Source organism: Coleofasciculus sp. E1-EBD-02 (assembly GCF_040218245.1).
GTDB lineage: Bacteria > Cyanobacteriota > Cyanobacteriia > Cyanobacteriales > Coleofasciculaceae > Coleofasciculus.
Genome location: NZ_JAVJQN010000155.1, coordinates 1 through 26497 on the forward strand (window position 1 = coordinate 1; position 26497 = coordinate 26497).

The 26497-nt window shown below is 45.8% G+C and carries 20 protein-coding genes; 6 read left to right on the forward strand and 14 right to left on the reverse strand.

From position 1 onward, the window contains the following. The first annotated feature begins 75 nt into the window (after positions 1 to 75). Positions 76 to 1020, forward strand: a complete 945-nt coding sequence (locus tag RIC07_RS25140) for a PAS domain-containing protein (RefSeq protein ID WP_446396894.1) — start codon at positions 76 to 78, stop codon at positions 1018 to 1020. Between the two features lie 83 nt (positions 1021 to 1103). Here the strand turns inward: RIC07_RS25140 and chlG are convergent, their stop codons facing one another. The 10 genes from chlG to hetZ form a co-directional block, all read right to left on the reverse strand. After that, a complete protein-coding gene (gene chlG, locus RIC07_RS25145) occupies positions 1104 to 2084 on the reverse strand; it encodes a chlorophyll synthase ChlG (RefSeq protein WP_446396895.1) in 981 nt (326 codons plus the stop codon). A 317-nt stretch (positions 2085 to 2401) separates the two neighbouring features. After that, positions 2402 to 3502, reverse strand: a complete 1101-nt coding sequence (locus tag RIC07_RS25150; RefSeq protein ID WP_446396896.1) for a Get3/ArsA fold putative tail anchor-mediating ATPase NosAFP — start codon at positions 3500 to 3502, stop codon at positions 2402 to 2404. A gap of 32 nt (positions 3503 to 3534) precedes the next feature. Further along, complete coding sequence (gene petP / locus RIC07_RS25155; protein WP_006103502.1) at positions 3535 to 3729, reverse strand: cytochrome b6f subunit PetP; 195 nt, start codon at positions 3727 to 3729, stop codon at positions 3535 to 3537. A 200-nt stretch (positions 3730 to 3929) separates the two neighbouring features. Then, entirely contained in the window at positions 3930 to 5321 is a 1392-nt protein-coding gene (gene argH, locus RIC07_RS25160) for an argininosuccinate lyase (protein ID WP_446396897.1), read from the reverse strand. Between the two features lie 44 nt (positions 5322 to 5365). Next, positions 5366 to 5605: a hypothetical protein gene (locus RIC07_RS25165; protein ID WP_446396898.1), complete on the reverse strand. Its 240-nt coding sequence runs from the start codon at positions 5603 to 5605 to the stop codon at positions 5366 to 5368. A 23-nt stretch (positions 5606 to 5628) separates the two neighbouring features. Continuing rightward, positions 5629 to 7086, reverse strand: coding sequence for a SpoIIE family protein phosphatase (locus RIC07_RS25170; RefSeq protein WP_446396953.1), 1458 nt, complete (start codon positions 7084 to 7086; stop codon positions 5629 to 5631). Between the two features lie 994 nt (positions 7087 to 8080). Beyond that, positions 8081 to 8389 carry a P-II family nitrogen regulator gene (locus tag RIC07_RS25175; RefSeq protein ID WP_446396899.1) on the reverse strand — a complete coding sequence of 103 codons (309 nt, stop codon included), beginning with the start codon at positions 8387 to 8389 and terminating at the stop codon, positions 8081 to 8083. A gap of 88 nt (positions 8390 to 8477) precedes the next feature. Then, positions 8478 to 10793: a transglutaminase TgpA family protein gene (locus RIC07_RS25180; protein WP_446396900.1), complete on the reverse strand. Its 2316-nt coding sequence runs from the start codon at positions 10791 to 10793 to the stop codon at positions 8478 to 8480. A 130-nt stretch (positions 10794 to 10923) separates the two neighbouring features. After that, the gene (locus RIC07_RS25185) at positions 10924 to 12039 is read right to left on the reverse strand and encodes a hypothetical protein (protein ID WP_446396901.1); all 1116 of its coding nucleotides are present in this window, start codon (positions 12037 to 12039) and stop codon (positions 10924 to 10926) included. After that, the gene (hetZ, locus tag RIC07_RS25190) at positions 12032 to 13195 is read right to left on the reverse strand and encodes a heterocyst differentiation protein HetZ (protein WP_446375982.1); all 1164 of its coding nucleotides are present in this window, start codon (positions 13193 to 13195) and stop codon (positions 12032 to 12034) included. Before hetZ ends, RIC07_RS25185 begins: the two co-directional genes overlap by 8 nt. A 107-nt stretch (positions 13196 to 13302) precedes the next feature. Between hetZ and RIC07_RS25195 the strand changes: the two genes are divergently transcribed. From RIC07_RS25195 to RIC07_RS25215, 5 genes are all read left to right on the forward strand, one after another. Continuing rightward, complete coding sequence (locus RIC07_RS25195) at positions 13303 to 13788, forward strand: hypothetical protein (RefSeq protein ID WP_446375980.1); 486 nt, start codon at positions 13303 to 13305, stop codon at positions 13786 to 13788. A gap of 223 nt (positions 13789 to 14011) precedes the next feature. Beyond that, complete coding sequence (locus tag RIC07_RS25200) at positions 14012 to 15298, forward strand: WD40 repeat domain-containing protein (RefSeq protein ID WP_446396902.1); 1287 nt, start codon at positions 14012 to 14014, stop codon at positions 15296 to 15298. Next, complete coding sequence (locus tag RIC07_RS25205; RefSeq protein WP_446396903.1) at positions 15298 to 15426, forward strand: D-galactonate transporter; 129 nt, start codon at positions 15298 to 15300, stop codon at positions 15424 to 15426. Before RIC07_RS25200 ends, RIC07_RS25205 begins: the two co-directional genes overlap by 1 nt. After that, on the forward strand, positions 15404 to 16933 hold the full coding sequence (locus RIC07_RS25210) for an RNA-guided endonuclease InsQ/TnpB family protein (protein ID WP_446396904.1): 1530 nt from the start codon (positions 15404 to 15406) through the stop codon (positions 16931 to 16933). Before RIC07_RS25205 ends, RIC07_RS25210 begins: the two co-directional genes overlap by 23 nt. 543 nt (positions 16934 to 17476) lie before the next feature. Continuing rightward, positions 17477 to 17749 carry a hypothetical protein gene (locus tag RIC07_RS25215; RefSeq protein WP_446396954.1) on the forward strand — a complete coding sequence of 91 codons (273 nt, stop codon included), beginning with the start codon at positions 17477 to 17479 and terminating at the stop codon, positions 17747 to 17749. Here RIC07_RS25215 and RIC07_RS25220 read toward each other — a convergent pair. From RIC07_RS25220 to RIC07_RS25235, 4 genes are all read right to left on the reverse strand, one after another. Further along, entirely contained in the window at positions 17733 to 18602 is an 870-nt protein-coding gene (locus RIC07_RS25220; protein ID WP_446396905.1) for a sugar kinase, read from the reverse strand. The two genes, RIC07_RS25215 and RIC07_RS25220, sit on opposite strands and share 17 nt — an antisense overlap. 168 nt (positions 18603 to 18770) lie before the next feature. Further along, positions 18771 to 20456, reverse strand: coding sequence for an adenylate/guanylate cyclase domain-containing protein (locus RIC07_RS25225; protein ID WP_446396906.1), 1686 nt, complete (start codon positions 20454 to 20456; stop codon positions 18771 to 18773). Next, entirely contained in the window at positions 20453 to 20848 is a 396-nt protein-coding gene (locus RIC07_RS25230) for a response regulator (protein WP_446396907.1), read from the reverse strand. Before RIC07_RS25230 ends, RIC07_RS25225 begins: the two co-directional genes overlap by 4 nt. A 56-nt stretch (positions 20849 to 20904) precedes the next feature. Continuing rightward, entirely contained in the window at positions 20905 to 26433 is a 5529-nt protein-coding gene (locus RIC07_RS25235; protein ID WP_446396908.1) for a trifunctional serine/threonine-protein kinase/ATP-binding protein/sensor histidine kinase, read from the reverse strand. Positions 26434 to 26497: the final 64 nt, after the last annotated feature.

A 26497-nucleotide genomic window follows, 5' to 3' on the forward strand; every position in this document is an offset into this window, starting at 1 on the left:
ATTATCCCACAGATTTTCTCCCAAGATTATTAAGAAAATCTTAAATATACATGGGTACGATTTGAGGGAACGAAATTGCTAAAATGCTTACATAGTCTGGGTTTAGGCTTCTTGAGTCAATTGGGATGGGGGGAACTTCAGTTTAATGCCTTACAACACGACCAACTGATTGCCGCCGATTATGCCCAAACTGACCCCAAAACTCAAGAATTATCGGCGTCTTATTTGATTCCCTGTAATATCACCTCGGTTCTGGATGTGCCAATTCAGATCCGAGGAGAAATCGCCGGAGTTGTCTGTTTAGGGAAAGTGGGAACCATTCGCCATTGGACAGCAGAAGACCAGAATTTTGCCCGATCACTGGCTGATTTAGTGTCTTTGGCAATGGAAGCGCGAGAACACAAACAAACTGAGTTAGCTTTAGCGGAAAGTCAACGGAGTTTGGCAACCTTAATGAGCAATATACCCGGTATTGCTTACCGTTGTCTGAATGACTCTGATTGGACAATGCTGTTTATCAGTGAAGGGTGCTATAACCTCACAGGTTATTCCGTTGAAGCGTTCACACAACAAAAAATACTCACTTATAATCAACTGATTCATCCTGACGATCAAGAGGCTGTATTTGAGCAAGTCCAAACTGCCCTAGATCATCACCGTTCTTACCAACTGACTTACCGAATTATTACCGCGACTGGGCAATTAAAGTGGGTTGGGGAACAAGGACAAGGCATTTTTGACTCTGATGGTACATTGCTTTATCTAGAAGGTTTAATTACAGACATTACTGCTCAAAAACAAACCGAAGCGGCATTACGTAAAAGTGAAGAACGCTGGCAGTTAGTTTTACAAGGTACTAAAGATGGTATCGACTGGAATATGACAACTGACGAAATGTTTGTTTCAGCTTACTTAGCACAAATGCTAGGTTATAACGACCAAAATATAACACGGTGTAGTACAGGAACGATGAAACAGTGCTTTTCTACTCTTGGAAATGGTGTGTCATATCGAGTCTGAAAACGCTGTAAATGAATAATGTGATCTGACTGGCTACTATCAACAACAGAGACGTTCCAGCGGAACGTCTCTACAATTCAATCCTAAATCCCCGCATGACCTAACGCTAAGCCTGCAACCAGCATCCCCAGAACCAAAAACGGTTGAGCGCTGGCTTGATATTTCACATCATTTTCCAGGGGCGATCGCAGAAAATACATATCCTGAAATGTAATCTGAGGCACAATTAACAGCAGCAGGATTGCCGCATAGAGATTTTGATGAATGCTAATCAAATACCCCGCAATCCCGGCTTGAAAGATATCAATCATCAGCACACAAATCCAAGCCGCTGTCCCCACGCCAAACATCACCGGAATAGACTTCAGCCCCAATTGGCGATCGCCTTCCACACTCTTAAAGTCATTTACCACGGCAATGCCTAAACCTGCCAGACTATAAAACAGAGTAAGAATTACAATCGTCCAATTCAGATCCCCAAATAAAGCATGACCCGCCCACCAGGGAAGGGCAATATAACTCGCACCCAGGGCATAGTTTCCCAGCCAGCCATTCTTTTTCAACTTCAATGGCGGCGCTGAGTAAATATAGGCAAGAAATGCCCCAAAAAGGGTTAAACAGGTTAACGTGGGAAACTCATGACCCACCCATTGATCTAACCCATACGCCACACCGATACCCGCCAGCAATAGCAAGACAATCTGAGTCACCACTTGAGGAACCGAAATTGCCCCAGAGGGAATCGGGCGGTAGGGTTCATTAATCGCATCCAATTCGCGATCATAAAAATCATTCAGGGTTTGGGTATACCCCGCCATCAACGGACCCGACAGTAACATACACGTCACCGCTCTCAGGATATCTTCCGGCGTCCAGGTATATCCACCGCCCGACGCCGCGCCACAGACAACCCCCCAGATTAGGGGAATCCAGGTAATTGGTTTCATTAACTGGAGACGAATTTTCCAGATCGATTTTTCACCGGGGGCGGCACCTTTCATGCCTAGAAGTTGCCGGGTTTTACCCGTTTTATCGGTTTGTTCGGTTGAGGGAGAGTTAGACATTTTAGTATTAAGTGTTGAGTGTGTAGGGGCGGGTTTTACCAATAACGCTCCGGATCAAACCACTAACTTAACTAAACCCGCCCCGACTTAACCTTCGCTTGGCTCAAGAGAACCTGTTTTGTAGGGGCTGATTTAGAGAATTTCGCGTATTTGCGTATTTAATGATAACGTTACCTCAAAACCCGCCCTAACCGATAAGTAGAGGCAGGTTTCACTATTATCGTTTGAAATGGTGCGTTACGCTCCGCTAACGCACCCTACACCCACCCCGACGAATGACATAAGACAAATGACAAATGACGAATGACATAAGACAATCAGAACGAAATGATTAAATGCCGATCTTGGAACTTCGCCCCTTTCACAGCTTGACCGCTTAATTGGGGCGGAAGCCAAATATTACGCCGCTGATCGCCCGCTTCAATTGTCACCTCTGGACCATATTGGGTGAGTTTCACCTGCTTTTTGTCGAAGCCCGGTAAAAATAAACTGACTTGACGATTTGCCACATCTATGCTGATCGCCTTGGGCGCTTGTATCGCTTGTTTAAAATCAGGTAAGGCATCCATCAACGGTTGCCAATCAGCCACCTGAGATAACTGGGGCAAAGCGCTAACCGTTAACGGGGCAAAATCAGCCGCTAACGTATCCGTTGCTGGAATTTGGTTCAACAGAACCCCCCCCACCGTCAGATTAACCTGCTGGGCGCTCCCCCAGAAATACTTAGCCGTTGCTAAAGCCGCCGTATCTCCGGTTGTCACCAAATACGCCGCCACCCGATTCGGATCAGCCACAGCGGTTTTACCCTGTTCCAGCATTTGGCTAGTTTGCTGAGTCGGTTTATTGGCAAAATCGTCGGGTGTCCAGGTCACATTAAGAATGGCACTGGTAACCGGTTGGATAAATGGGGAAATTGCCTTACCCAGATCCGACTCGGTAAAGATTTGGCGAAAGCGGCGAAAATACCAACTGAGAATTTCTGGCATCCCCAGCATCCTCAATGTGGCTTGATCGCCGCTGCCATCATAGATGATCACATCATACTCACCACTGGCATCATACTCGCGAATCGCATTCAGGGCTAACGCACTATCCATCCCTGGTAAAATGCCCAATTCCTGACCATAGACATTTTTCAGGGTTGGCGATCGCAAATACTCTGCCTCTAGCTTTTTCACCTCGTCCCAACTCTGTTCCAGGAGGAGGGTAGACTGAAGCTGAACCGCTTTCAGATTCGGTTCCACCTCCGTCGGATCAGCCCTGGGGAATGTTCCCAGTAACAGTCCAAACGCCGGGGTGGGATCTTGCCCGACCAAAAGGACACGCTGACCAAGATTTGCGAACTTTTTAGCCGCCGCGATCGCAATTGTGGTGCGACCGGTGCCGCCTTTGCCTAAAAAGGTGAGAATAAAAGCCATAATTTTGCTGGACGCTGCTGGGGAAGTCGTCACTAACTGACGGGTTTGAGTTCATCTTCAAAAAACCAGGTTGCCGTGCTGTCGTCAAATTCGACGATCGCACCGACACCGCTGCCATCTGTCATTTTAAAGTCTTTGACGATGCCAACTTTCCCTAGTTTATTCACGATATCGCCCGACACCCGGTCTCTGAGACGACAAACTTGAACTTTTTGACCAATCTCCATTATTGCTGCTAGTACTTTTAATAGGATGAACCATTCCAAAGTGTACCGGAATCTGGGAAGTTTTGACCCGATTACAAGCTTCGAGGAGATAGTTTTGAACATGTAGGGGCGGGTTTGACGAATAACGCTGCGGTTCCAACCACTAACTTAACTAAACCCGCCCCGACCAAGGTTTGCTTCCCCTGCTCCCCCAGCTCTCTTCAACTCCCACTTACCATCCGCTCCTGGGCTTGAGCCAAGGCGCGTCGGACTTGCTCAAATCCTGTTCCCCCATAACTGTTACGGGCAGAAACTACCTGAGTTGGTGCGATCGCGTCGTAAATATCCTCCTCAAAGGCAGGATGGATTTCTTTCCACTCTGGCACCGTTAAGTCTTTCAGCAGTTTACCCGCCCCTAGACAGGTTCTCACCACTTTACCCACCAAGTTATAGGCTTCTCGGAAGGGAACCCCTTTACTTGCCAAATAATCCGCCACATCGGTAGCGTTGGAGAAATCTTCCGCCACGGCTGAGGCGAGACGCGGAGGACAAAACTCTAGCCCCTCCCGCAACAGAATTGTCATCGCTTCCAGACATCCTTTAACCGTTTTCACGCTGTCAAATAGCGCCTCTTTATCCTCCTGCAAATCCTTGTTATACGCCAAAGGCAATCCTTTCATCAGCACCAGCATGGCTTGCAGATGCCCAAACACCCGCCCTGTTTTGCCCCGTACCAATTCCGGCACATCCGGGTTTTTCTTTTGCGGCATAATACTCGAACCTGTCGAGCAATTATCCTTGAGGGTAACAAAGCCAAATTCCTGAGACGCCCAGAGAATAATTTCCTCCGACAGTCGGCTCAAGTGAACCATAATCAGACTCGCCGCCGTCAAAAATTCAATGGCAAAGTCGCGATCGCTCACCCCATCTAAACTATTACGATAAACATCGCCAAAGTCGAGCAGGGAGGCGCTGTAGTGCCGATCAATGGGGAATGTCGTCCCCGCTAGCGCCCCACACCCTAAAGGAGAAATATTCACCCGCTGGTAAATTTCCCCCAACCGTTGCCAATCCCGTTGCACCATTTCCCAATACGCCAGCAAATGATGGGCTAAACTCAGCGGCTGGGCGCGTTGGAGATGGGTGTAGCCTGGGATTAGGGTTTCGACATGGGATTCAGCCAGAGTCAGCAAAACCCCTTGCATCTGTCGCAACTGAGTCCGAATTTGGGTAATTTGATCCCGCAAATAGAGTCGCGTATCTGTACCCACTTGGTCATTTCGCGATCGCGCCGTGTGCAGCTTTTTCCCCACATCGCCAACAAGTTCCGTGAGGCGTCGTTCTACGGCAAAATGAACGTCCTCAGCGTCAATACCGGGGTTAAATTTTCCCTGGCGGTATTCTGAACGAATTTGTTCTAACCCATTCACCAGTTGTTCCGCTTCAAGGGCTGAAATAATGCCAGTGTGGGCAAGCATCTTCGCATGAGCCACCGAACCCGTCAGATCATACTCAATCAGCTCGATATCAAACCCAATACTGGCATTGAATTGTGCGATCGCCGGATGTAGTGCCGATTCAAATCGCTGACTCCACGTTGTTTGTTCCGTCACAATACCGATTCACCAATGACAAAGGACAAATGACAAAGGACAAATCACCCAAACGAACTCATCCCCCGAAAAATATAACCGATAACTAAACCAATCAAAAATGCCCAGACTTGACCCGATTCAATGAAATTATTAAACGCCTGTTGAATTTGACCCAAAACATCCGGATCTTCAACTTGCTGGGCTAACACCAGTCCATCAGTTAGCCATGGACTTACCAAGTCAATCAAGGGATGAAGACCAGTGACAACAGACGTTAGAGCTTGCACTTCCACAACAGCCATGGTGATGATTGCCTTTAAATAGGTTACTCGGAAGATTTTACCTGCAACACGACCAAGGTCATATCATCTCCGTTACGGTTTTTCCCGCCCATAAACTCTCCCACCCGCTCAAATAGGTAATCTAGGATGGGTTGGGAGCCTTGGCGATGTTCGCACGCCCACCGAAAGGCTTCAATCAGATTTTCCTCATCAAAGCGATCGCCGTGTTGATTGGCGACATCAGTAAATCCATCCGTGTAATAGATAATCGTGTCTCCTACATCGAGTTGGATTTGATCATCTTCATACTGAGAATCTGCCTCTAAGCCAATCAACATCCCATCGGTATCCAGACGTTGGATGGAATGGGTGGACGCTTTCCATAAGAAAGGGGGGTTATGGGCAGCATTGCTATAGGACAAAATCCGGGTTTGAGGATCGTACTCCGAATAAAACAGGGTGACAAATCGATTGGAATTTTCCAAATCAGCATACATCACCCGATTCAAATGTTCCAGGATGCGGGCAGGGGTATGACGGTTTAGCACTTCTGCTCGCAACATACCCCGCGTCATTGTCATAATCAAGCCCGCTGGCACGCCTTTGCCCATGACATCACCAATAACCACGCTCCAAGGTACAGAGGCTTTGTGATCATCAATATGTTTATTGTCACAAGGCGGGATCGGACGAAGCTGATCATAATTGGTGGGAATAAAATCATAATAATCCCCACCGACTCGACTTGCCGTCTGACACCGAGCCGCCAGTTCAATTCCTTTAATCGAGGGACATTGACGGGGGAGGAGGCGTAATTGGATTTCCGCGCCAATTTCTAACTCTCGATCTAAGCGTTCTTTTTTGCGAAGTTCTACAGTCAGTTCATCATTCGCGATCGCGACGGCTGTTTGATCGGCTACCAAACGCACTAGCTTCTGTCGAGTTGGCGTCCAGCTATAATTTAGGTCATCAGTAAACACATATAAACGTCCTCGTTCGACATTTTTAATTAAAATCGGTGTGCCAAATAACTGAATATCTGTGTCTAAATAGCGATTGACCTGATCGTCAAATGATGACCAAATGGCGTCCAACTGTTCTGGACTCATTGCCGATTTTCCATCCTCATTGCCTTGAGCCGTGATCGTCTGAGTTGCCCGTTCAAGTGCTGGACGCAAGGTTTGACACTCTTGATTATCTTGGCAATGCACCTGTTCTAGCCGGAGTTTACCATTTGGTTTTAACAAAACCAATGCGCCTCCCTCCGTATCGGTAACCCGTGCTGACATCAAGGGAATTAGTTCTAAAAATTGATTCAAATTGTTGAAGCTGCGTAGGGCAAATCCCAGTGAGCTTAACAAATCTTGGATTTTATGTTGTTCTCGGTGTAGGCAAGCCACAAGTTCTTTCAGGGCGGAAACGGGTGTTCTGTCAGAAGCCGCGATATAGGGTGTGCCATTCGCTGAATTAGGGGGTTGGCTGGGGAAGGGGCGTGCTGTCATTACATCAGGGTTTGGGAGCATCACTTTTTACTAAAGATATAGTCCAATCGGAGGTAGTCTCTACACTTATGGTCTTCAAGTAGCTATTGAAACACTTTTGACCATCCATGCTTCCATAAGTAAGTTGCAAACGTCCGGACAGCCTTCTTGCAGGCATGAATAGGAAAATATAAAAAGCGTGGGAAAATCCCGATGACATCCTATCTTAACGCTGTTGGTCTTTGGCGCTGTACTGAAGTCTGTTCCGGTTATTGTATAAGTATTTGACTGATTTTAGGTGTCAATCATAGCGCCAATTGAGTATTCTGCCAACGTCTATCTGGGGGATTAGTTAAACTCTGTCTTGTTTTTGGTCTTCAATCAAGCCTCCAAAATCACGATTAGCTCTTCAGGAATCCCCCATTTTTTCTATCGATTGGAAAATAAAAGGTACATTTACCCTTTTCTTCGACCAGGATAATAAGTAGATGGACACAATAAAAGCTAACGGTGGGGATCGTCATTCGTCATTCGTCATTCGTCATTCGTCATTCGTCATTCGTCATTTGTAAGGGTTTGAGGCTTGTTAACATAATTTAATATAGTTGAGTTTATTTCCACCAACCTACTTAGATCAACCGCTGATACCGGACAAAACCCATAAGAATTTAGTAGAGACGTTCCGGCGGAACGTCCCTACCACAGTTTACTTGTCCTAACTTATGGCACAACCCGGAAACCCTTGCAAATCAAGGGTTAGCGGCTGATTAAAGGTGCATCAGGTGCAAGGTTTTGAAACCCATAAGCTAGAAATCCTGGCATTTTTAAAGGATGTGTAAGCAGAATTTGTCTGAGACAGGGAGGTGAAACTGTTCCCTGTTCCCTGTTACACACCGAGCGAAGCCGAGGTGTTCCCTGTTCCCTGTTACACACCGAGCGTGTTACCGAGCGAAGTCGAGGTAAGCCGAGGTGTTCCCTGTTCCCTCCCCTCACCATAAAACTTATCCAGCAGCCCCTAATTATTCAACACTTCTACATCATGACGGAAGGCAATTAAGGCATGACTATTCTCCATTTCGGCTAAGCTTTGGAAAATATCGTCAGAGACTTCTGCGGAGACAACGCTTTTCATCTCAATATTGGTGTTATACCCAACAATATCTCCCATGCGCCTGCCATGACCCCCTTCACCAAGGACATCGTTGATGGTATATCCCGTTACCCCTTTGCTTTTGAGCAGTTTGATTAAACGCTCTTTGAGTACAGATTCACTGATAATCGTGATTAAGACAGCGGGTTTGACGGGAATGGCTTCAGTAGACATAAGAAACTCCTAAAATATTTGTTTAGGGAAAGATAACAGGCAAAGAATAACTCAATTCCTGTACCAATTCGAGATTTTCCGGAAAAGTTCACCGTCTCAGACTTCTGTTTGGCAATCGGCGAGTCGTTTTAATCCACTGCCGCAGTCGCTGTCGCAGCTCATCGATATTCGGCGTTTGTTTACCATAACGCCAGCGTACATAAGCTTGAGAAATGTCATCAATCACGGTGGCTGATTCAGAGGATTGCTGCTGACGCATGACCCTAGCATATTCTAACGGCGTCTGGGCGGGGTGCTTAATATATCCTCTCGCTTTCAAAACCTTTAACATTTGCTGATAAAGCCGTTCCATTGGTGGTAACTTCCCTAACCAGCGACGGTAACGCCACGTTTGCCATTGTACCCAACCTAACCAACCCACGAACCCCAGCGCGATCGCGAAAATTAATCCGCCAAACAATCCCATCCAACTACTTGAGAATATCACCCACAGTCGCACAATCAGCCGCAGCAGCGAACCCACAACCAGATTCCACAATTCCCCGATAAAATTGCTGACGGGTGAGGGAAGCCATCCCGCTACCCACTGCCAAAACTGACGCAAAACACTAAAGGTTGCCGTATCTTCCACACTTTGGGGAACTATTTCATGTCCGGGAATGGGGTCAAAGGCAAACCAGCCATAGTTTGGGAAATAGACCTCAGTCATGGCGAAAGCATCGGTATTTTTGACCACATATAAGCCCGTGAATGGATTAAACTGACCCGTACCAAATCCTACGACTAACCGCGCCGGAATCCCAATCGAACGCAGCATGATGGTTAACGCGGTGGAAAAGTGATCTGGATAACCACCTTCATGTTTAAAGAGAAACGCTTCAACTAAATCCTCGTCTTCTTGTAAATAGGGAAGTCCAAAGGGATTATCGGGAATTCGATACCGTTGTTTCAGGGCTTGAGCTAAATACAGCGCCTTCTCGTAGGCGGAGGTGAGGGGTTTGGGGGAGGTAGCTAAAAGTTGTTCGGTTTTTTCACGCACCTTATCCGCGATGTCTGGCGGAACATCAAGATAGTATTTTTGAATATTATCGGGATAAGTTTCCGGGGCTTGTTGGAGTCGGGTGCGATCGCGCAGGGGTACTTCCGATACTACGGTATAGGTTAATCCTTCGAGTAAAGCTAGGGGCGATCGCAAACTACCTTCTGTATCAATTCCTACTTCCTTTGTGGGAAAATAAAGGCTTTTCGGATAACTCAGTGCCGGAATAATATTCGGCAGTTCCGATACGGCGGTATAACTTTGAATCACCGTTTTCGTCCGACCCAAATTAAAGCTAGTCGGATAGAGTGCAAATCGATAAGACCAAGGCGGACGAGTCACCTCCAGCACCTGATCTTCGCGAGACAATTCCCATCCTTGACCTGTATACTGGTCAAACGCCTGCACGCGCCAAAATCCGGGGGCTTGGGAACGCACCCGCAAGACGACTTTTGGCTTTAAAGCACCTCGGAGATTCTGGTTAATCTGAGTACCAAAGCCATAGTAAAACGTTTCATCCATTTCACCCGCACCCCGACTGGGAGAGGTTCCCTCACCACCTGTCCCCTCGCCTTCACCCTCACTCACGTATCCGGGATTATTCACGTTTCCAGTATCCCCATCTAGATCATCCCAATCCAATGGCGCACTCACCGGAAAGGTTTGCAGTTGATAACCGGGAAATCGAGGCATTAGGGCAAAAATCCCTAAACCCAGGGCGATAACGACTAACAAAAAAATACTTAACCGTCGTAGTGACAGCGGCGAAGAACGTTTAGCTTTTTTCCTAGACGTTTTCCGTTTTGGTGATAAACCGATGCGGGATTGGTAATCGAGGATGAGTGTGGGTAACGCGATCGCTAAAAATATCAACAGTAGCGGTGCAAACGCTAAGGTTTGGCTCAGGGTTCCTGCTACCCCCAACAAAATCAGCCCGATTACCATCGAATAGCCTAAATCCTTGCGCCGGGGCAAGTCAAAGCTGTGGAGGACTTGTACTTGAATCAATAATTCTGCGAGAACGAGGCGGGTATCATTGAGGCTGGCTAATAAATTATTAAAGAATACCCCCATAGCGATTAGCATCCCAATCGCCAAAAAGAACTTAACCGCAATGTTGCGATGGCGGCGACGATACCAACTCCAGGTTGCTCCCAGGATAGAGAGGGGTACAGCCCAGACACTCATCTGGGTTTCAGCAGCAATATCGGTGGCGATAATTCCCACAATCACTAGCCCCTGGACTAGGACTCGTAATCCGATCGAGTCTTCGGTTTGAGGCAGTGGCATTGTGCCAAGACGCTGCCACACCTGATTTAGACCAGGTAGACGCCGGATTCGCTGCATCCCTGAAGGGTTCGACATAACAATTGACTCTCTTGTGTGCGAGATGGCTGTTAGGTTAAATTCACGGGTTCAATCTATTGTATCTAAGTCCACAGTCGGGAGTGAGAGAAGCTCCCAAGTCTAACAGCTAGCACTTAACCCTTACCCCTTACATCGTTGGGTAAATCGCAAAAACCAAGGGGTTTTGGTCTGAGTCTTGGAACCGAATTTCCAGGGGATAGGTTTGATTCGGCGGCAAATCAAAGGCTTCAACACTCACATAGCCGGGATAGGTGCGCTCTGATACGGCTGAACCTTCAGGTGTACGCAAGGTCAAACTGCCACTTTCGGGTAGATTGCTGATCACCCGCAGGGTGGGAACACCTTCTTGGATCTGGTACTCTGCCTGGACGGTGATCACGCCGACAGAGGTTTGCCATTGGCGTTCAACCGAAGGCTGGTTGGGTGAAAGGGATACAGTTAACGTGCTAATAATTTCTTTAGCCGCTAACAATGCCAGAATCATTTGTTGCTCTGGAGTTGCCTCGTCATAGGATGGAGATGGAAGTTCCTTGAGCAACAGTTGCAGTTGTTCAGGGTCACGACCCGATCCCGAAGACAAAAGTACCATTTGCGCTTGATTATTCAGCAACTGGAATTGGGCGGGGAATAAGTTTTCCACAGCCTTGACCATTTTTCGCCCCAATTGATAGGGGGAATAGACTGACTCCGAACAAGCGTTAAATAGGGTGACTAAAACGTTTTCCGGGATGGGGACAGGTAGCGGTAGGTTCAAGAGTTGGGGTGTCCAGACTTGAACCGATGGAACCCCAGTCGAGGCTACGCTGTCTGAGATATCAGGTTCGTATTCATGAATATTCGTCTCCCAGGGGAATAAGGGGGGATGACGCTCAATTTCTACTTGCAGTTTGCGCTTAATTAGCGCCTCAAAACGATTTTGCACGATCGGCATATCTCCCAAGTTGTAGGGGCGGGTTGTACCGCCCGGTTCAATGTCCTCACGAGTAGGAATGTCTTCTGAACCCACTCGTGTGTGGTCATTAGCGGTGTCGCCAGTTATAGTGGGTGCAATGTTCACCTCTTCAACATCCAGTGGATCTAACTCATCAAATTGAAAATTTGCTGCTTCTAGCTCATCGATAGGGTCTAACCCGTCGGGTTGCCCATGGACTGATGGTGTAGCAGCAGGAACGGACTCTTGTAGCAGCCAAGCCATTAAGCGGCTGTATAGGGTGTCCGAGTTATTGTTTATGTCACTATTCATCTTCAGATGCACCTGATCCGGATACTGAACGATTGCGAATATCCCAGGCAATTTCCAGCAATTTAAACCATCGCTTGTCAACCTGAGTCACTGTACAACTTAGGGCTTGGGCTATTTCTTGGGTGGAATGACCCTGCTGCTTGTGGTGCAGCAATTCCCGCTGTTGGGGATCAATTTTATTCTGAAATAGCTGCCACTGGTGGGGGGTCAACCCCAGATTTTTTTCTAAATCGGCTTCTAGCCATTGATGAACAAGTTCCCAACGGTGAGAAAGGGCAAACCGAATTAAATGATACTTAAATCGTTGCTGTAAGTAATCCCTCTGACGGGGGGTTAATCCTAATATCTCCTCAATTTCGCTCGTCGGCAAGTCTTGTAGACGCAGGGTGAAGTAGTCGGCACAATCGTGTTGTTGCCGTTCTTCGAGATAGGCGAACAATTCCTCAACAACTTTATCCCGCAGGTTCGCTTCCAGAGGTTCGGGTTCAGACGCCACCATCACCTCTCGCACCTGCTGAATCGCGGCATCGTTCCAGGTATTTTCTGAATCGGGAGTACCCCCTTCGGCGGCGGTATCCATGTCTACCGAGGTTTCTGGGGGTTGCTGTTGAGAAAAGGTTTGCGCCCGCAAGATCAGCAGTTGCTGGGATCGCCGTCCGGGTAAAGGAATACGGCGCTTGGCATACCGTTCGGTAAACGCCATGTACTCCGACAACTCCAGTAGCGATCGCGGACGATAATTCTCGTCAATGGATGTCTCACGCCGAAAGGCATTTAAGGATTCGACATAAAATCCCTGTAAGAAATCTTCAATCAGGGTAACGCGGGCTTGATAGCTCGCGGGGGTTTGAGACGGGGTAATATAGCGGTAGACGATCGCACTCAACGTACTCTGAAGGTCGATTCGTCCCCGGTGAGATCCAAGGCGGTAATACTTTAAGACTTGTTTGAGGCGATGGTTGGCTAGGGTCTTTGCCCAGCTTTCAACATCTCCAGACGTCTTAATTCGATGGCTTTCATTACAAATTCGAGTGACTTCATTTGCTAAACGCGCTGCTACATCCCGGCAGTTCTGCTCGGATGCAGTCGTAGACTGCCGGAGTTCGTTAAATAGCAGTTGAAAAATAGCCTCCACGCCCTGGCAGACTTCCCTCATGATGTTCATTCTTTCACAAAGACCCTAACACACATATCAACAACCGTTTTAATCTGGGTTTAGACTCATACATAGCAGTAAGAGGTACTCGAAAAGAGGATCGCTCGATGGATTTAACCCAACAAATTCAAGCTCTGATTGACAATGCCCCGGCTGACGGGACGACGCCGAAAATGGTTGAGGCGATTGCCCCCGTCCTAACCACGCTTGCCAGTCAGTTACACCACTCGGACTATCATATTCTCCAAACCCTAGATCAAGGTTGGGTGGTAACGACCCTGAGTAATCGTGCCCAGCCTGAGGTCGAAAAAAATGTTGTCTATGCTTTTCCTACACTCAAAGACGCGGCTGATTTTCAATCCAATTGGGACCCTCAAATCATCGCGATGCCCGTGCCAGTCACTCACATTTTGTTCCAGATGTTAGCCCTTAACACGGTAAATAGCACCGTTTTCTTTGATACACCTGGTAATTTAACAGCCGGAACCGAGGTGCGTCGAGAGGATCTGCAACGCTTGGTTCAAACTCAGCTCCAGCATACTCAATCAGCACCTCGGTCATATCCTAGCAACCTCCCCCCAGATATCGCTTAAGATATCGCTTAATTTAAATTAACCTACAGCCGCTAAAATTCTAGAGACTTGAGGGGAGAGCGATCGACAAACCGCCAATTCGGTGCTGGAGGTTTCTCTAACCTTAAGCTTTTGGTCAGCTTTGGCGCTGTTATTTCTCCTGAAAACCCTGGCTTTTCTATTGTAAGCGGTTATAGTCGTTATCCAGTGTCAACGCCTGTAATTTATATCACAGAGGATAACCATGTCTGAATGTCCTGTTTGTCAAACCCAATATATCCCAGGTAATGTGCATCGTTGCTCTGTCTGTGGGTGGGATTTGACCCCCTATCCACCTGCCTTGGCGCAGTCTGTACCCTCAGAATTTTGGCAGCAGCAGTCCGTTCAATTAGATTGGGCGAGACATATGTGGGCGAAATGGTCATTTTCCCAAGGGGTTTGGCAGACGCTTTCTCCCCTGAAAGAACAGTTAGCCCAGATTGAACAACAGCTTCAGCAGGCACAACAGGAACGGCAGGATTTACGGGAGCAACTCCAACAACTGCTGCCGCAACTGGATCAGCCCTTACCCACACTAAACACCGAAAGTCATCAAGAGTCAACACCATTACCTCCCCTAGAGGTCGCCGTTTTAAATTATGAATTAATTGAACATCAATTCACGCTCAATGATTTTTCTGACTCAGTATTATCGGTTGCCATTAGTCCAGACGGCGAAACCTTAGTTAGCGGCGGTTATGACAATATGATTAAAGTGTGGAATCTCCAAACTAGGGAGATCATTCACACACTTGCCGGACATACCGACTCCGTTGTTTCTGTTGCCATTAGTCCGGATGGTAAAACCTTAGTCAGTGGCAGTGCTGATAATACTCTGAAAATGTGGAACTTAAACACTGGCACAGAAATAATGACGGCTGATGAACATTTGGACTCAGTATTATCGGTAGCGATTAGCCCAAATCGTAAAACCGTAGCCAGTGCCAGTTCTGACGGAACCATTAAGCTGTGGGATTTGATCACAGGCTATGAGATCCGCACCTTATTTGGTCATGCCGATGCCGTATTGTCAGTGGCGATTAGTCCAGATGGACAGAATCTAGTCAGTGGCAGTTCTGATGATACGATTAAAGTTTGGAATCTGAAAACGGGGAAAGAAATCCGCACCTTAACTGGGCATAGAAGTTCAGTGTTGTCGGTGGCAATTAATCCCGATGGACAAACAGTCGTGAGTGGGGGATATGACGATACGATTAGAGTGTGGAATCTGAAGACCGGAGAAGAAATCCGCACAATTACAGGTCATGAAGATTCCGTCTTATCGGTTGCTGTCAGTCCAGCGGGGCAAATGTTAGTTAGTGGCAGTTCTGATAATACCGTTAAGGTTTGGCATCTGAAAACAGGCGAAGAAATCCACACTTTAAGGGGTCATTCTAGCTCGGTTATTTCCGTGGCGTTGAGCCGAGATGGTAAAACAATCGCCAGTTGCAGTTCTGATAAAACGATCAAGGTTTGGCACGTTTTGAGCTGATGTCATTGGTCATTGGTCATTTGTCATTTGTCATTAGTCATTGGTCATTGGTCATTGGTCATTGGTCATTGGTCATTGGTAAGGTCAACCTAACATCAGCCAATTATGATATTAAGCTACGTCTATAAACTGCGTCCATCTGGCAACCAATCTGCCAAGATGCAGTCGTGGCTTGATATGCTCCGAGCCTCCTACAACTGGTGTTTAGCTGACCGGATTGAAACTTATCATTACTCTTTTATTCAGGGACCCTATTGCAGTTTAAGGACTAAAGCCGAGGCTTACCCATTAACCTGCTGCATCGTTAAAAACGGTGCGACGGGTAATCCCTGGAAAAACAACGGCAAAAAACGTAATGCTGGCACGATTCAGGATGCCGCACTGGTAGACCTGAAAGCTGCCCGTCCCTGGTATAAATCGATCGACTCAGACGTATTGCAACGCAATATTGCCAGGTTGAACACTGCCTATAAAAACTTCTTTGATGGGGGGGGATTCCCAGTATTCAAAAACCGCAGTAATTTCCGGTCGTTCGAGTACAAGCCAGGTCGGGTCAAGTTCAAGGGGAGCAAAGTCTATCTGCCTAAAATCGGTTGGATGCGCTTTTTCAATTCCCGCCCCATCCCTGATCGGTTTGCCGTTAGAAGCGTTACAATTCGTCGCCGAACTGATGGATGGTTCATAAGTGTGCGCCTGGAGGACAAATCAATTCCAGAGCTTATGCCCCGCCCCACTTCCGAGGTTAAAACGGCGGTTGGGTTAGATATGGGGTTAACGCGACTGGTGCATTGTTCCGATGGGAGTGATGTCCCCAACCCCAGGTTTGCCACTAATCAGAAGACTAAGCGGACTTTGAGGATTCGACAACGGCGTGTTAGCCGGACTAAGAAAGGTTCGAGGAAGCGCAAGAAACGGGCTGCTGAGGTAGCCAAGCTACACAGTAAAGTCTCTAATCGCAGAAATGCCTACCAATGGCAGGTCGCCAATAAGCTGGTCAAAAAAGCCGACGCAATTGTTGTAGAAAACCTCAACATTCAAGGAATGGTAAGGCGGTGTAAGCCAAAATTGGAGGAAGGGACAGGGAGATTTTTGCCCAATGGTCAATCAGCTAAGCGGGGGTTAAATCGTTCTATTCTGGATGCCTCATGGGGAGAGTTGATTAATAAGATTCAGTACACGGCTGCGAAGTCGGGAAAAGTCTTGCTCAAAGTGAACCCGCGAGATACATCCAGAGAGTGCAGCGCCTGTGGTCATATCGATAAAGCCAACCGGGACAGAGAGCGTTTTATCTGTACCAGGTGTGGACACTTCGACCATGCAGATAAGCAGGCGGCACGAAATATCAAGCGTAAAGCTGTTGCTGAATATGGCTTGACGCTTCGGCTCCGCTCAGCGTCAACACCGAGCGGAGTCGAGGTGTTGAAATTAGTAATAAAAAAGGTACCCACGGACTGTGGGAAACCCAAGCAGCTAAGTCTGTTTGAAACGCCCAGCACTGAATTAACAGTGCCTAAAGGGAGAGAACACGACACCCGCAAGGGTAAACGTCGTGTGCCTGGGAACCTGGGAAGACAATTAGAGTTGTTTTCTCAGGATATGTGGAATGCGAGTTCCGCAGAATCCCCCTTTTTCTAAAAGGGGGAGTGTCAACGAAGAAGAAAGAAATTCCATCGATAGGTTACTCCATGCACTCTGTCGTGGACGTATGCAGATCGTCAATGAACTTTCAAAAATTTCGTGATAGTTCTTACTCTCACTTAATTGTCTAACTAAGATACATGTCTTAGAAAATTAAAAATGGTTGCCTCACCCGTGGAGACGTTTCTTAATATTAAGGAACGTCTCTTAATTTAGGGCTTGCTGCACAAAGCCAAAACCGCAAAGCCCATCAATACTTTGAGCTTTATTGACAGAGGGTTTGATTCAATGAAATCGGGTAGCATTCTTTAAACTTACAGTTGACCTTAAACTTTTGTGATCTATCTCACTCAATCAAACGAATTGTAATCACAAAGTTATAGCGTTTTGGTTACACTAAAATCCAAACGTAGTCACTTTACTAAGGAGACTTGAATTACCTTAATATTTGATGATTATCACTAATCAGATAAAATGTCAATCACTTTAGTTCGAGAACAACTATCTCATAGTAGAAGGGTTGAATTTATGCGGAGTAACATGAAACTTCAAGTCCAACTTATACCGGGTGCGATCGCGGATTTATTTGCTCAAGTCAGTTGTTCGGGCAAAATTACGCTGGCTGATCGATATGGACTCATGGCAGCCATCTTAGAAGACTCGATCACACAGGAAGAGAGAGAGTCCATTGATAGACTGCTGCGGGCGTTTCGCAAGGGACGAATGCAAATGGTTAATGAGATTTCAGCACAGCCGTATTGTTCTTGTTCAGAGTCACCTTTAGCCATCGCTAACTTCACGCTGAAAAATTAGATGCCATCCACTGGCGAGTGCCAAAAAATTGACAAGAGTGGGCAGCAACGTTTGCTGAAGCGGCTAGGGCGTCAGTAAAGGTATGCTTAAGGATAGAGTGACAGAATGCCCCATGAAAAACATCACCAGCTCCCAATGTATCAACCGCATCAACACAAGGTACTGATAATTGACCCGATGTTCCACTGGAGAAATACTCAATTGGTTTTTCCCCATGGGTAATTGCAATGTGGGGAATTCCAGCGGCGCGAAGATAAGCGATCGCATCTTGGTGAGTATCACAATCTGGGGGATAAAAATTCGCCGAGCAAACGGCATAATCGACAAAGGGTAAAAGCGTTTCTAATCCAGGTTTCCAACTCCCCCCGTCGAGGACAACTGGAATCTGACGGGATTTTGCCGATTGCGCGATCGCACGACTCACTTCCATTTGATGACCATCAATCATCACAATCGTAATATCTTGGTCAATATCCGGCGGTACTTGCTCAATCCCGGCTTGAATCTTCGCCGCATTAATCGAAACCACCGCGCGATCGCCCGTCTCTTGGGTGACAATAATTGAAGAGATGGGTGGGGGATTGGTTGCTGTCGGATCTAAATCAGCCAGAGTTACCCCCTGATCTTGCAAATCGGAACGGATCAGGGGTGTAATCGGGTGAGTTCCCACTACCCCTAAGATTGTCGCGCGATCGCCTAAATAACTAAACGTAACCGCCGCGTTTGTTGCTGGACCCCCAGCCGCCACTGTATAGTCAGAAGCAGCAATTTTTTCATTTTGACCGGGTAGCTTAGGGCTAAGGTAAACCAGGTCTAATGTGACCATGCCAACAAAAAGCCCATTGTTTGCCATTGACTATCTTTTGAGAACTATTGAGTAACGAGATCATCATACTGGAGTTTAAGTAGGTGGGAACAATGAAAATTAACGGCGGGGACCGTCATTTATCCTTTGCCAGGGCTTGAGGTATCTTTACAAAAACTAATATAATTGAGCTTATTTTTGTGATTTAAAATAAGATTATTTTAAATCACCATTACTTTGTACACACTGTTCCAGATAGATTTGGGCAACACAATCACCCGGGTTTTCTTTTACACACTGATTGAAAAGAGATTTAGCTTTCTCAACTGAGCCTCGATAGTAGTGAATCAGAGCGGCTTCAAAAATTGGCTTTGTTGCTAATTTAACTTGTTTTTGGACAGGATTATCAGCCTCAAATACCTCAAATACCCCCACTTTTTGGATTTTTCCCCGCACTTGCACCTGACCAATTAAACGCAGATCATAGTTCATCGGTTCTTCGAGTTGAGCAAAGGTGTTATGGGAAATTAGCAGTGGAGTTTGATAGATTTTGGTCAACTGTTGGAGGCGCGAACCGAGATTAACTGTATCACCAATAACTGTAGTATCAATGCGAGAACCACCACCCACTGTTCCTAGCATTAAATCTCCTGTATTGATCCCAATCCCAATCTCAATAGGTTGGCGCTTGAGTTGTTGTCGGCTTAAGTTATAGTCAGCGAGAATTTTCAACATCTTTACTCCTGCCTTGATCGCACGATCAGCACTCCCTTCAAAGAGTGCCATAATTTCATCCCCAATATATTTATCAATAAAACCACCATTTTCAACAATTGCAGGTTCCATACGTCGGAGATAGCCATTGATAAACTTAAATGTATCCTCTGGGTTCATTTGCTCCGAACGAGTAGTGAATCCACGGATATCGGCAAACAAAACCGACATTTTTTTCTCAATGGATTCTCCTAGTTTAATCTCGGTGATATTTTTTCGGGCTAGAGAGTGTAAAAATTGACGAGGAACAAACTGGGAAAATGCTTCATTGAGCTGAAATAATTCTTGGGTAAATCGCTCTCGTTCCGCTTCTGCTTTTTTGCGATCGCTGATATCCTGAAAAGTAGCGATCGCCTGGAAAATCTGACCTGTTTCATCTCGAATGGGAGTAGTTGAGATTTCTAAGGGAATAGTTTGATAGGGGTCGCGAATTTCGATATCTTCAGCATAAACCGTTTCTCCAGCTAGGGAACGCACAATTGGCAATTGCTCTGTAGGATATAATGTGTCACTTCCCACTTGATAAACGTTGAAATCCGTGGAGAGTTGATCCGTCTTCGTCTTCAGTAAAATGTCTAGTTTCAGTAATTCCTTAGCTTTATGATTAGCATAAGTCATGTTTCCCATGGTGTTGTGAACTGTCACACCAATTGGCATTGCTTCTAAAATCTGATTCAGGCGACGCTCATTTTCTCGCAGTTGAGCATTCTGTTGTTCCAGTTGTTTGATATGCTTATACTTATTGAGCGCTTCTTTAATCGTTAGATTAAGATCAGTGGCATCCCAGGGTTTAGCAATATAGCGATAAAGATTAGCTAAATTGACAACATTGCCCACGGCATCGACCCCCGCTTGACCCGTGAGCATAATCTTTAATATATTGGGATACTGGACATGAATCTGAATGAGAAGTTCGTCCCCTTTCATTCCTGGCATCAGATGATCAGAAACAACGGCAGCAATTTCGATGCCTTCTGTATACAATTCTTCAAGAATTTCTAGGGCTTCTTCACCACTTTCAGCCGCTTCAATCTGGTAATCTCGACCAAAGTTCCGTTGTAACTCTTCGGCAAGACCCTCCAACACCATGGGTTCGTCATCGACTAAAAGAATTGCTAGTTCATTCATACTGACTCTAGTGCTGTTGTGATAATTTTAAGTAACTCTTCTTCCCGCCAGGGTTTATGAACGCAGCAGTATAAATTAGCTTCCCGCTTTGCTCGCTCAATCGCTTCCTCATCCGCTTGCCCGGTTAACATAATGGTCGTAATATCACCAAATTGCTGATGGACTTTTACTAACAATTCGTCTCCCCGCATTCCTGGCATTAGCCAGTCAGAAACAATCACAACAATCTTGACTCCCTCTTCATCGAGTTCTTCAAGAATTTCTAGGGCTTCCTCCGCACTTTCAGCCGCCTCATACATAAATTGTTCGCCAAAGTGACGGCTAATTTGTTCCTGGAGGCTTTCCAGAATCACGGTTTCATCATCAACACATAAAATTGCGACTTCATTCATAGTTTTAGACGGGTTGAGCGTAAGGTTTAAGATTTTGAGTCAAGTTTATGGCTGGTTTACTGTAGCGGCAGAGTCAGCGTGAACGTGGTACTACCAGGAACAGAGGTAAAGGTTATCGTCCCCTGATGTTTAGCTACAATCTTCTGCACAATATCCAACCCTAAACCACTACCTTCCCCAGCGGGTTTGGTGGTAAAGAACGGCTGAAATATTTTATCCTGAATATCTAAGGGAATACCAGCACCAGAATCGGTAAATTCAACAACAATTTCTTGATTGTGTTGACCCACGCTGATGTGAAGCGTCCCTTTACTATCCATGGCTTGAACAGCATTGTGAATTAAGTTCGTCCACACCTGCACCAATTCATCAGTATAGCAAGCAATCTCTGGAACAGGTTGATACTGGCGAATGACAGTGACACCCTTTTTGAGATAGTTGTGGTACAGTTCCAGTACCATTTCAATGCCGTCAGTAATCTGAACTAATTGTTTTTCGCCACTGTGGTCATAACGGGCATAGCTCTTGAGAGCAAAAACAATTTTAGAAGCTCGTTCCACGGCGTTATTAATATTTTTGCTGTTAGTACGTAGACGGGCAATATCATAGGCAATTTGTACAATTTGGTTAGCTTGGGGCGTTTGCAGCAGAGACAGTTGAGAGTCAACGCTTTGATGTAATGCCCCTTCTGTAAGCAGGTGAGCAAGTTGTTTGGCATTAGCAATCCCATGAGATTCAAGCTGTTGAGTCAATGTGCGCTTAATTTGGCGTTTTTCGCGGGTACTGAGGCTGGTTTGACTACCAAGAGCTTGTTCTAGAAAACTGAAAAAATTCGTTTGTTGTTGCGCGTTGAGTTGGGGTAACAGTTGAGGCAGTTGAGACAAGGAGTCTTCTAATGCTTTATCGGTGTTGCCAATTGCGGCACGAATGGCTCCCAAAGGCGTGTTAATTTCATGGGCAATGCCAGCAACTAATTGCCCAAGTGCTGCCATTTTTTCCGATTGAATTAATCCATCTTGGGTAGCTTTAAGTTCTTGTAACGTTTGAGCGAGTTCTTGATTTTTGTGCTGCAACTGCTCCGTCCGCTGGGTAACTTGTTGCTCTAGGGTACGATTGTAATTTTCTAGACGATTATAAAGTCGGGCGTTTTCGATAGAGATAGCGGCTTGAGTCGTGAGGAGGTTGAGAACTTTGATTCGGTCTGGGGTGAAGGCTTCGGTGGCGACATTGTTTTCCAGGTAAAGGATGCCGACTAATTTACCTTGGTTGAAGATAGGAGTACAGCAGAGACTTTGAGGTTGGTGTTGGATGAGGTAGGGGTCTCCGGCGAAGGTTTTGTCTTGCTCAAGGTTGTTGATGAGCAGAGTCTGTTGCGTCCGTTTAACGGTATTAATAATGCTACTGGGTAAGGTTTCAGTTTGCTCAAGAGGAGTAGTTAATAGTTGGCAGTTGCCGTTAACACATTGGGCGGCAATTTCCCAACGACCGGAATTCTCTAATAGTAAGGCTCCTTGATTAGCTCCAGCGTTTTCGAGAACGATGTGCATCAATTTAGGGAGTAAAGTATTGAGTTCAATTTCTTCAGAGAGGGCTTGGGAGGCTTCAATAACGGAGGTGAGGTCAAGGACAGATGTTGTGGTGGTGACTGTACCGAAGCTTTGGGTAGAGGTTTGACGATTACTGGAATGGGGAATGGTTTCAGATTGTTGAATGATAGGGGTGAGGAGTTGGGGATAGGTTTGTTTGAGGTGGTCGATTTTGGCTTTGGCTCCCCAACGGGCATAGCAGTAGTAGGCTTCCTGCATATAAGTGGCGGCAATTTTCTCTTTGCCCCAGTTGATATAAAATTTGGCGGCGAGTTCGTTAGCAAGAGCTTCGTCTTGGATGTATCGGTTTTCTTTGGCTCCGGCGATGGCGCGATCATACAGTTCTATTGCCTCAATTTTTTGCTTTAACACCCGCTGTACTTCTGCCGCAACAATTTGGTATTTATGGAGATAATTCATTGGTGCATCACATTCCCATTTGTACAGCTTTTCTTGATTAACTTGGATTATCTCTAAGTCAGATTCACTTAAAACCTGTTCAGACGGATGATGCAACTGCAATCTAGCTAAAGAATCATAAAAATAAACTAAAGGTGTATAGAGCAAAGCCAGGGCTTGATTTAGGTTGGCTTTTGCCTGATCTGCCAGACCTAAAGCATGAGAATGATTGTCAAACAGATAACAGAGAATCAGTTGATGTAAGGTGCTTTCAAAGGTGTACATTCCCTCACTATCTGTCTTTAGCTGGTAAACATCCCCGGCTAGGCAGCAAGGATCATCAACTTTACCCAGTAAGTTCAAAACTGCTTGATGATAGATTTGATGAGATTCTAGACAATGTTCTTGTTTAAACTGTTGCATCACTTGGCTGTAGCTCAACATCTCGGACTCTAGTTCCGGGAGCGGCAAACCACAGAAATAGGCATGAGCACAGTAAACTTGAGCAGCCATCGTGGCTGTTTCTAAGTCTCCTACAGATAAGCTTATTTGATAACTACGGAGGAAAGGTTCCAGGGTTTGATGCAGGGATTCTTGCCAATGATTGATAAAGAGATAGCAATATATTAGGGTTTTAGCAGCGACTGTTGGCGATTCATTGACTTCCAACAACCTAAGAGCTAATTTGCCGAATTGATAACCCATCGCAGTTTCTTGACCTTCTGAACACAAAATCGTGCCATAACAAGCATAGGCAAAGGGAGAAGTATCGGTGTTGCCATGTTTTATAGCAAGATTAACCTGCTTTAAGCTAATTAAAGCAAAGAGATTAGGATTCGCTATACCTGAGCCGATAGTCATACTTGCCAAGAGGCTCAAGCAAGCTTTGACATAAGGATCTTGGGTGAGTGGTAATTGGGCAAAATCTCGAATTTGTCGTTGATTTAACTGTGCTAAAGTGAGTTCTTGCTCCTGGTGAAAATCCTCAATAGTTGGGTTTTCAGGTAAGTCAATGCCAAGCTGAGTTAGGATGTCTCGCCCCACTTCTATCGCTTTAATAAATTGGCGTTGTGCGTAATAGGCTTGAATTTTGATGTCATAAATCTTGACTGTATCAAGAACATCTTTCGCATGGTGCAACAGTTGATCCGCAAACGCCTCCATCTGCTCAAACTCACCCTGAAGAAAGGCAACCTCAGCAGCTAGTTCATAAAGCTTACTGGTGAACTCATAGGTTTGTTCCCAGCTATCCGGTGGTAACAGTGTCAGTGCCACATCTATGGATTCTTTGGCTGCTGCATAGGCAGTTGACGCCTTAGCTTTGGCGGCTGCTTCTAAGTTAAGTTGAGCTAATTCATAACGTTGGGCTGTATCTGTGATCAGGTCAACACCATAATTAAGCTGATTAACTATCTCAAATAAGTGTGCTTCACGCTTGGCTGGTGGAGTATTTTCTAGAAGTAACTGACCAATTTTGAGGTGAGTTGGCTGTTTTTTATCTTCTTCAATTAACGCATAAGCAGCTTGCTGTACGCGATCATGTAAAAAACGATAAATAACGTATACATTATCTGTTTGTTGTTCGCCTACTTTACCACCCTGAAAAAACTTATAGTTTTCAGTCACAGGAAAAACTAAGCCTTCTTGTAATGCGTCCCAAATATCTGTGGCAACCTCGTCCTGGGACTTTTCACAAACCACGGCTAATGTCTCTAGATCAAACTGATTACCAATACAGGCAGATAGTTTTAATATTTCCTGTGTCGTCTCTGGCAATTTCCGCAATCGCTCCCCCATGAATGTTACCACATCATCTGTGAGGGCTAACAGTCTTACCTGTGTCAAATCACACTGCCAGTATCCTACTTTTGCTTCAAAGGTAATCCAGCCATCCTCATACAACCCTTTCAAAAACTGAGTGGCAAAGAATGGGTTGCCCCGTGTCTTTTGATAGACCAATTGGGATAAGGGGGTCGCAATTTCCGTTGAACATAGCAATGTATCGGCAACCAAACGAGTGATATCCTCTTCGACCAATGGAGTTAGCGTTAAGGTGTCGATACTCGCCCCTTGTTTACTGATATCATTCAACGTTAACATTAAAGGATGAGCTGCAAAAATTTCATTATCCCGATAGGCTCCCAACACTAATAAATATCCTTTCTCTGACTCATCCATCAACAACTTTAGCAGGTTCAATGAAGCGGAATCTGCCCACTGTAAGTCATCGAGAAAAATAACTAAGGGATGTTCCTTTGTCGTAAAAACGCGCACAAATTTCCCAAATAGGAGATTAAAGCGATTTTGGGCAGCACTGCCTGACAGTTCAGGTACAGGAAGCTGTTTACCAATAATTTGTTCAAGTTCTGGAATCACCTCAATAATAACTTGCCCACTTTCTCCCAGCGCTTCCAGTATTTTTGCCTTCCAATTGGCTAACTCTGCATCAGATTCACCGAGCAATTGACTCATCAAGTCTCGGAAGGCTTGCACGAAAGCAGAGAAGGGAATGTTGCGATTGAATTGGTCAAATTTCCCCTTAATGAAATAGCCCCGTTGCTTAACGATGGGTTTATGAACTTCATTGACGACAGCCGTCTTACCAATTCCTGAAAACCCAGCTACAAGCATCATTTCTGTTGCTCTATCAGCCACTCGCTCAAAGGCATCTAGCAAGGTTTGAACTTCGTTTTCTCGCCCGTATAGCTTTTCGGGAATCAGGAAGCGATCGCAGATATCTCGCTGCCCTAATTTAAAGGAGATTATACCTCCCGTAGCTTGCCACTGTTGAAGACATTGCTCTAAATCATATTTCAAACCCAAGGCACTTTGATAGCGATCTTCTGCATTTTTTGCCATCAATTTCAGGACGATATCAGAAATAATCTGAGGAATTCCTTCCCCATTTCCACATCCTTCAGGTATTCTGGCAATATGAGCATGGACTAACTCCATTGGATCACTGGTATCAAAGGGTGGCTTTCCCGTTAGAAGTTCAAAGAAAGTGACACCGAGGGAATAGAAATCTGTGCGGTAGTCAATCCCCCGGTTCATTCGTCCTGTTTGTTCAGGGGAAATGTAGGCGAGGGTTCCTTCTAAGGTGTTGGGATTGGTTAACGTTTGCTGTTCTTTGGGCAGTAGACTGGAAATGCTAAAGTCAATCAGCTTGACGTGGCGAGTTTCCGGGTGAATCAGGATATTAGCTGGTTTAATATCTTTATGGATAATGTGCTGTTGGTTAAGATAATGCAGGGCTTCTGCCAATTGAATCGCAATGGTAAAAAATTCGTCAAGAGAACGGGATGATTGCTGCCAATAATCCAACAGTGCGATCGCGCCTTCATCAGGCATCACCAGAGCATAACCATTACCATAGCGTTCTAGGGCAAGGGGTTGAACAATACCAGGATGTTCCAGATTACGGGCAATAATGTATTGGTTGCGGAATTGGACTAACTCATTGAAGTTGGGATGAGGATTCCGCAAAACTTTGATGATGGCGGGTTGGCGATCGCTGGCTCTAATCGCTTTATAAACCAGGGTGCGGCTTCCGGTATAGAGTTGATTGGTTTCTTGATATTGGGAAAGATTGAGCATCATCACCTCATCAGGGATAGGGTTAAACCGCCGATTTAGATCAAAGACTGAAAATCAAAAATGCAGA

Bases quoted from the DNA above. Each gene is read 5' to 3' on its own strand.
- chlG (WP_446396895.1), bottom strand. From the start codon at position 2,084: ATGTCTAACTCTCCCTCAACCGAACAAACCGATAAAACGGGTAAAACC.
- RIC07_RS25150 (WP_446396896.1), bottom strand. From the start codon at position 3,502: ATGGCTTTTATTCTCACCTTTTTAGGCAAAGGCGGCACCGGTCGCACC.
- petP (WP_006103502.1), bottom strand. From the start codon at position 3,729: ATGGAGATTGGTCAAAAAGTTCAAGTTTGTCGTCTCAGAGACCGGGTG.
- RIC07_RS25165 (WP_446396898.1), bottom strand. From the start codon at position 5,605: ATGGCTGTTGTGGAAGTGCAAGCTCTAACGTCTGTTGTCACTGGTCTT.
- RIC07_RS25170 (WP_446396953.1), bottom strand. From the start codon at position 7,086: ATGACAGCACGCCCCTTCCCCAGCCAACCCCCTAATTCAGCGAATGGC.
- RIC07_RS25175 (WP_446396899.1), bottom strand. From the start codon at position 8,389: ATGTCTACTGAAGCCATTCCCGTCAAACCCGCTGTCTTAATCACGATT.
- RIC07_RS25180 (WP_446396900.1), bottom strand. From the start codon at position 10,793: ATGTCGAACCCTTCAGGGATGCAGCGAATCCGGCGTCTACCTGGTCTA.
- RIC07_RS25185 (WP_446396901.1), bottom strand. From the start codon at position 12,039: ATGAATAGTGACATAAACAATAACTCGGACACCCTATACAGCCGCTTA.
- hetZ (WP_446375982.1), bottom strand. From the start codon at position 13,195: ATGAGGGAAGTCTGCCAGGGCGTGGAGGCTATTTTTCAACTGCTATTT.
- RIC07_RS25195 (WP_446375980.1), top strand. From the start codon at position 13,303: ATGGATTTAACCCAACAAATTCAAGCTCTGATTGACAATGCCCCGGCT.
- RIC07_RS25200 (WP_446396902.1), top strand. From the start codon at position 14,012: ATGTCTGAATGTCCTGTTTGTCAAACCCAATATATCCCAGGTAATGTG.
- RIC07_RS25205 (WP_446396903.1), top strand. From the start codon at position 15,298: ATGTCATTGGTCATTGGTCATTTGTCATTTGTCATTAGTCATTGGTCA.
- RIC07_RS25210 (WP_446396904.1), top strand. From the start codon at position 15,404: ATGATATTAAGCTACGTCTATAAACTGCGTCCATCTGGCAACCAATCT.
- RIC07_RS25215 (WP_446396954.1), top strand. From the start codon at position 17,477: ATGAAACTTCAAGTCCAACTTATACCGGGTGCGATCGCGGATTTATTT.
- RIC07_RS25220 (WP_446396905.1), bottom strand. From the start codon at position 18,602: ATGGCAAACAATGGGCTTTTTGTTGGCATGGTCACATTAGACCTGGTT.
- RIC07_RS25225 (WP_446396906.1), bottom strand. From the start codon at position 20,456: ATGAATGAACTAGCAATTCTTTTAGTCGATGACGAACCCATGGTGTTG.
- RIC07_RS25230 (WP_446396907.1), bottom strand. From the start codon at position 20,848: ATGAATGAAGTCGCAATTTTATGTGTTGATGATGAAACCGTGATTCTG.
- RIC07_RS25235 (WP_446396908.1), bottom strand. From the start codon at position 26,433: ATGATGCTCAATCTTTCCCAATATCAAGAAACCAATCAACTCTATACC.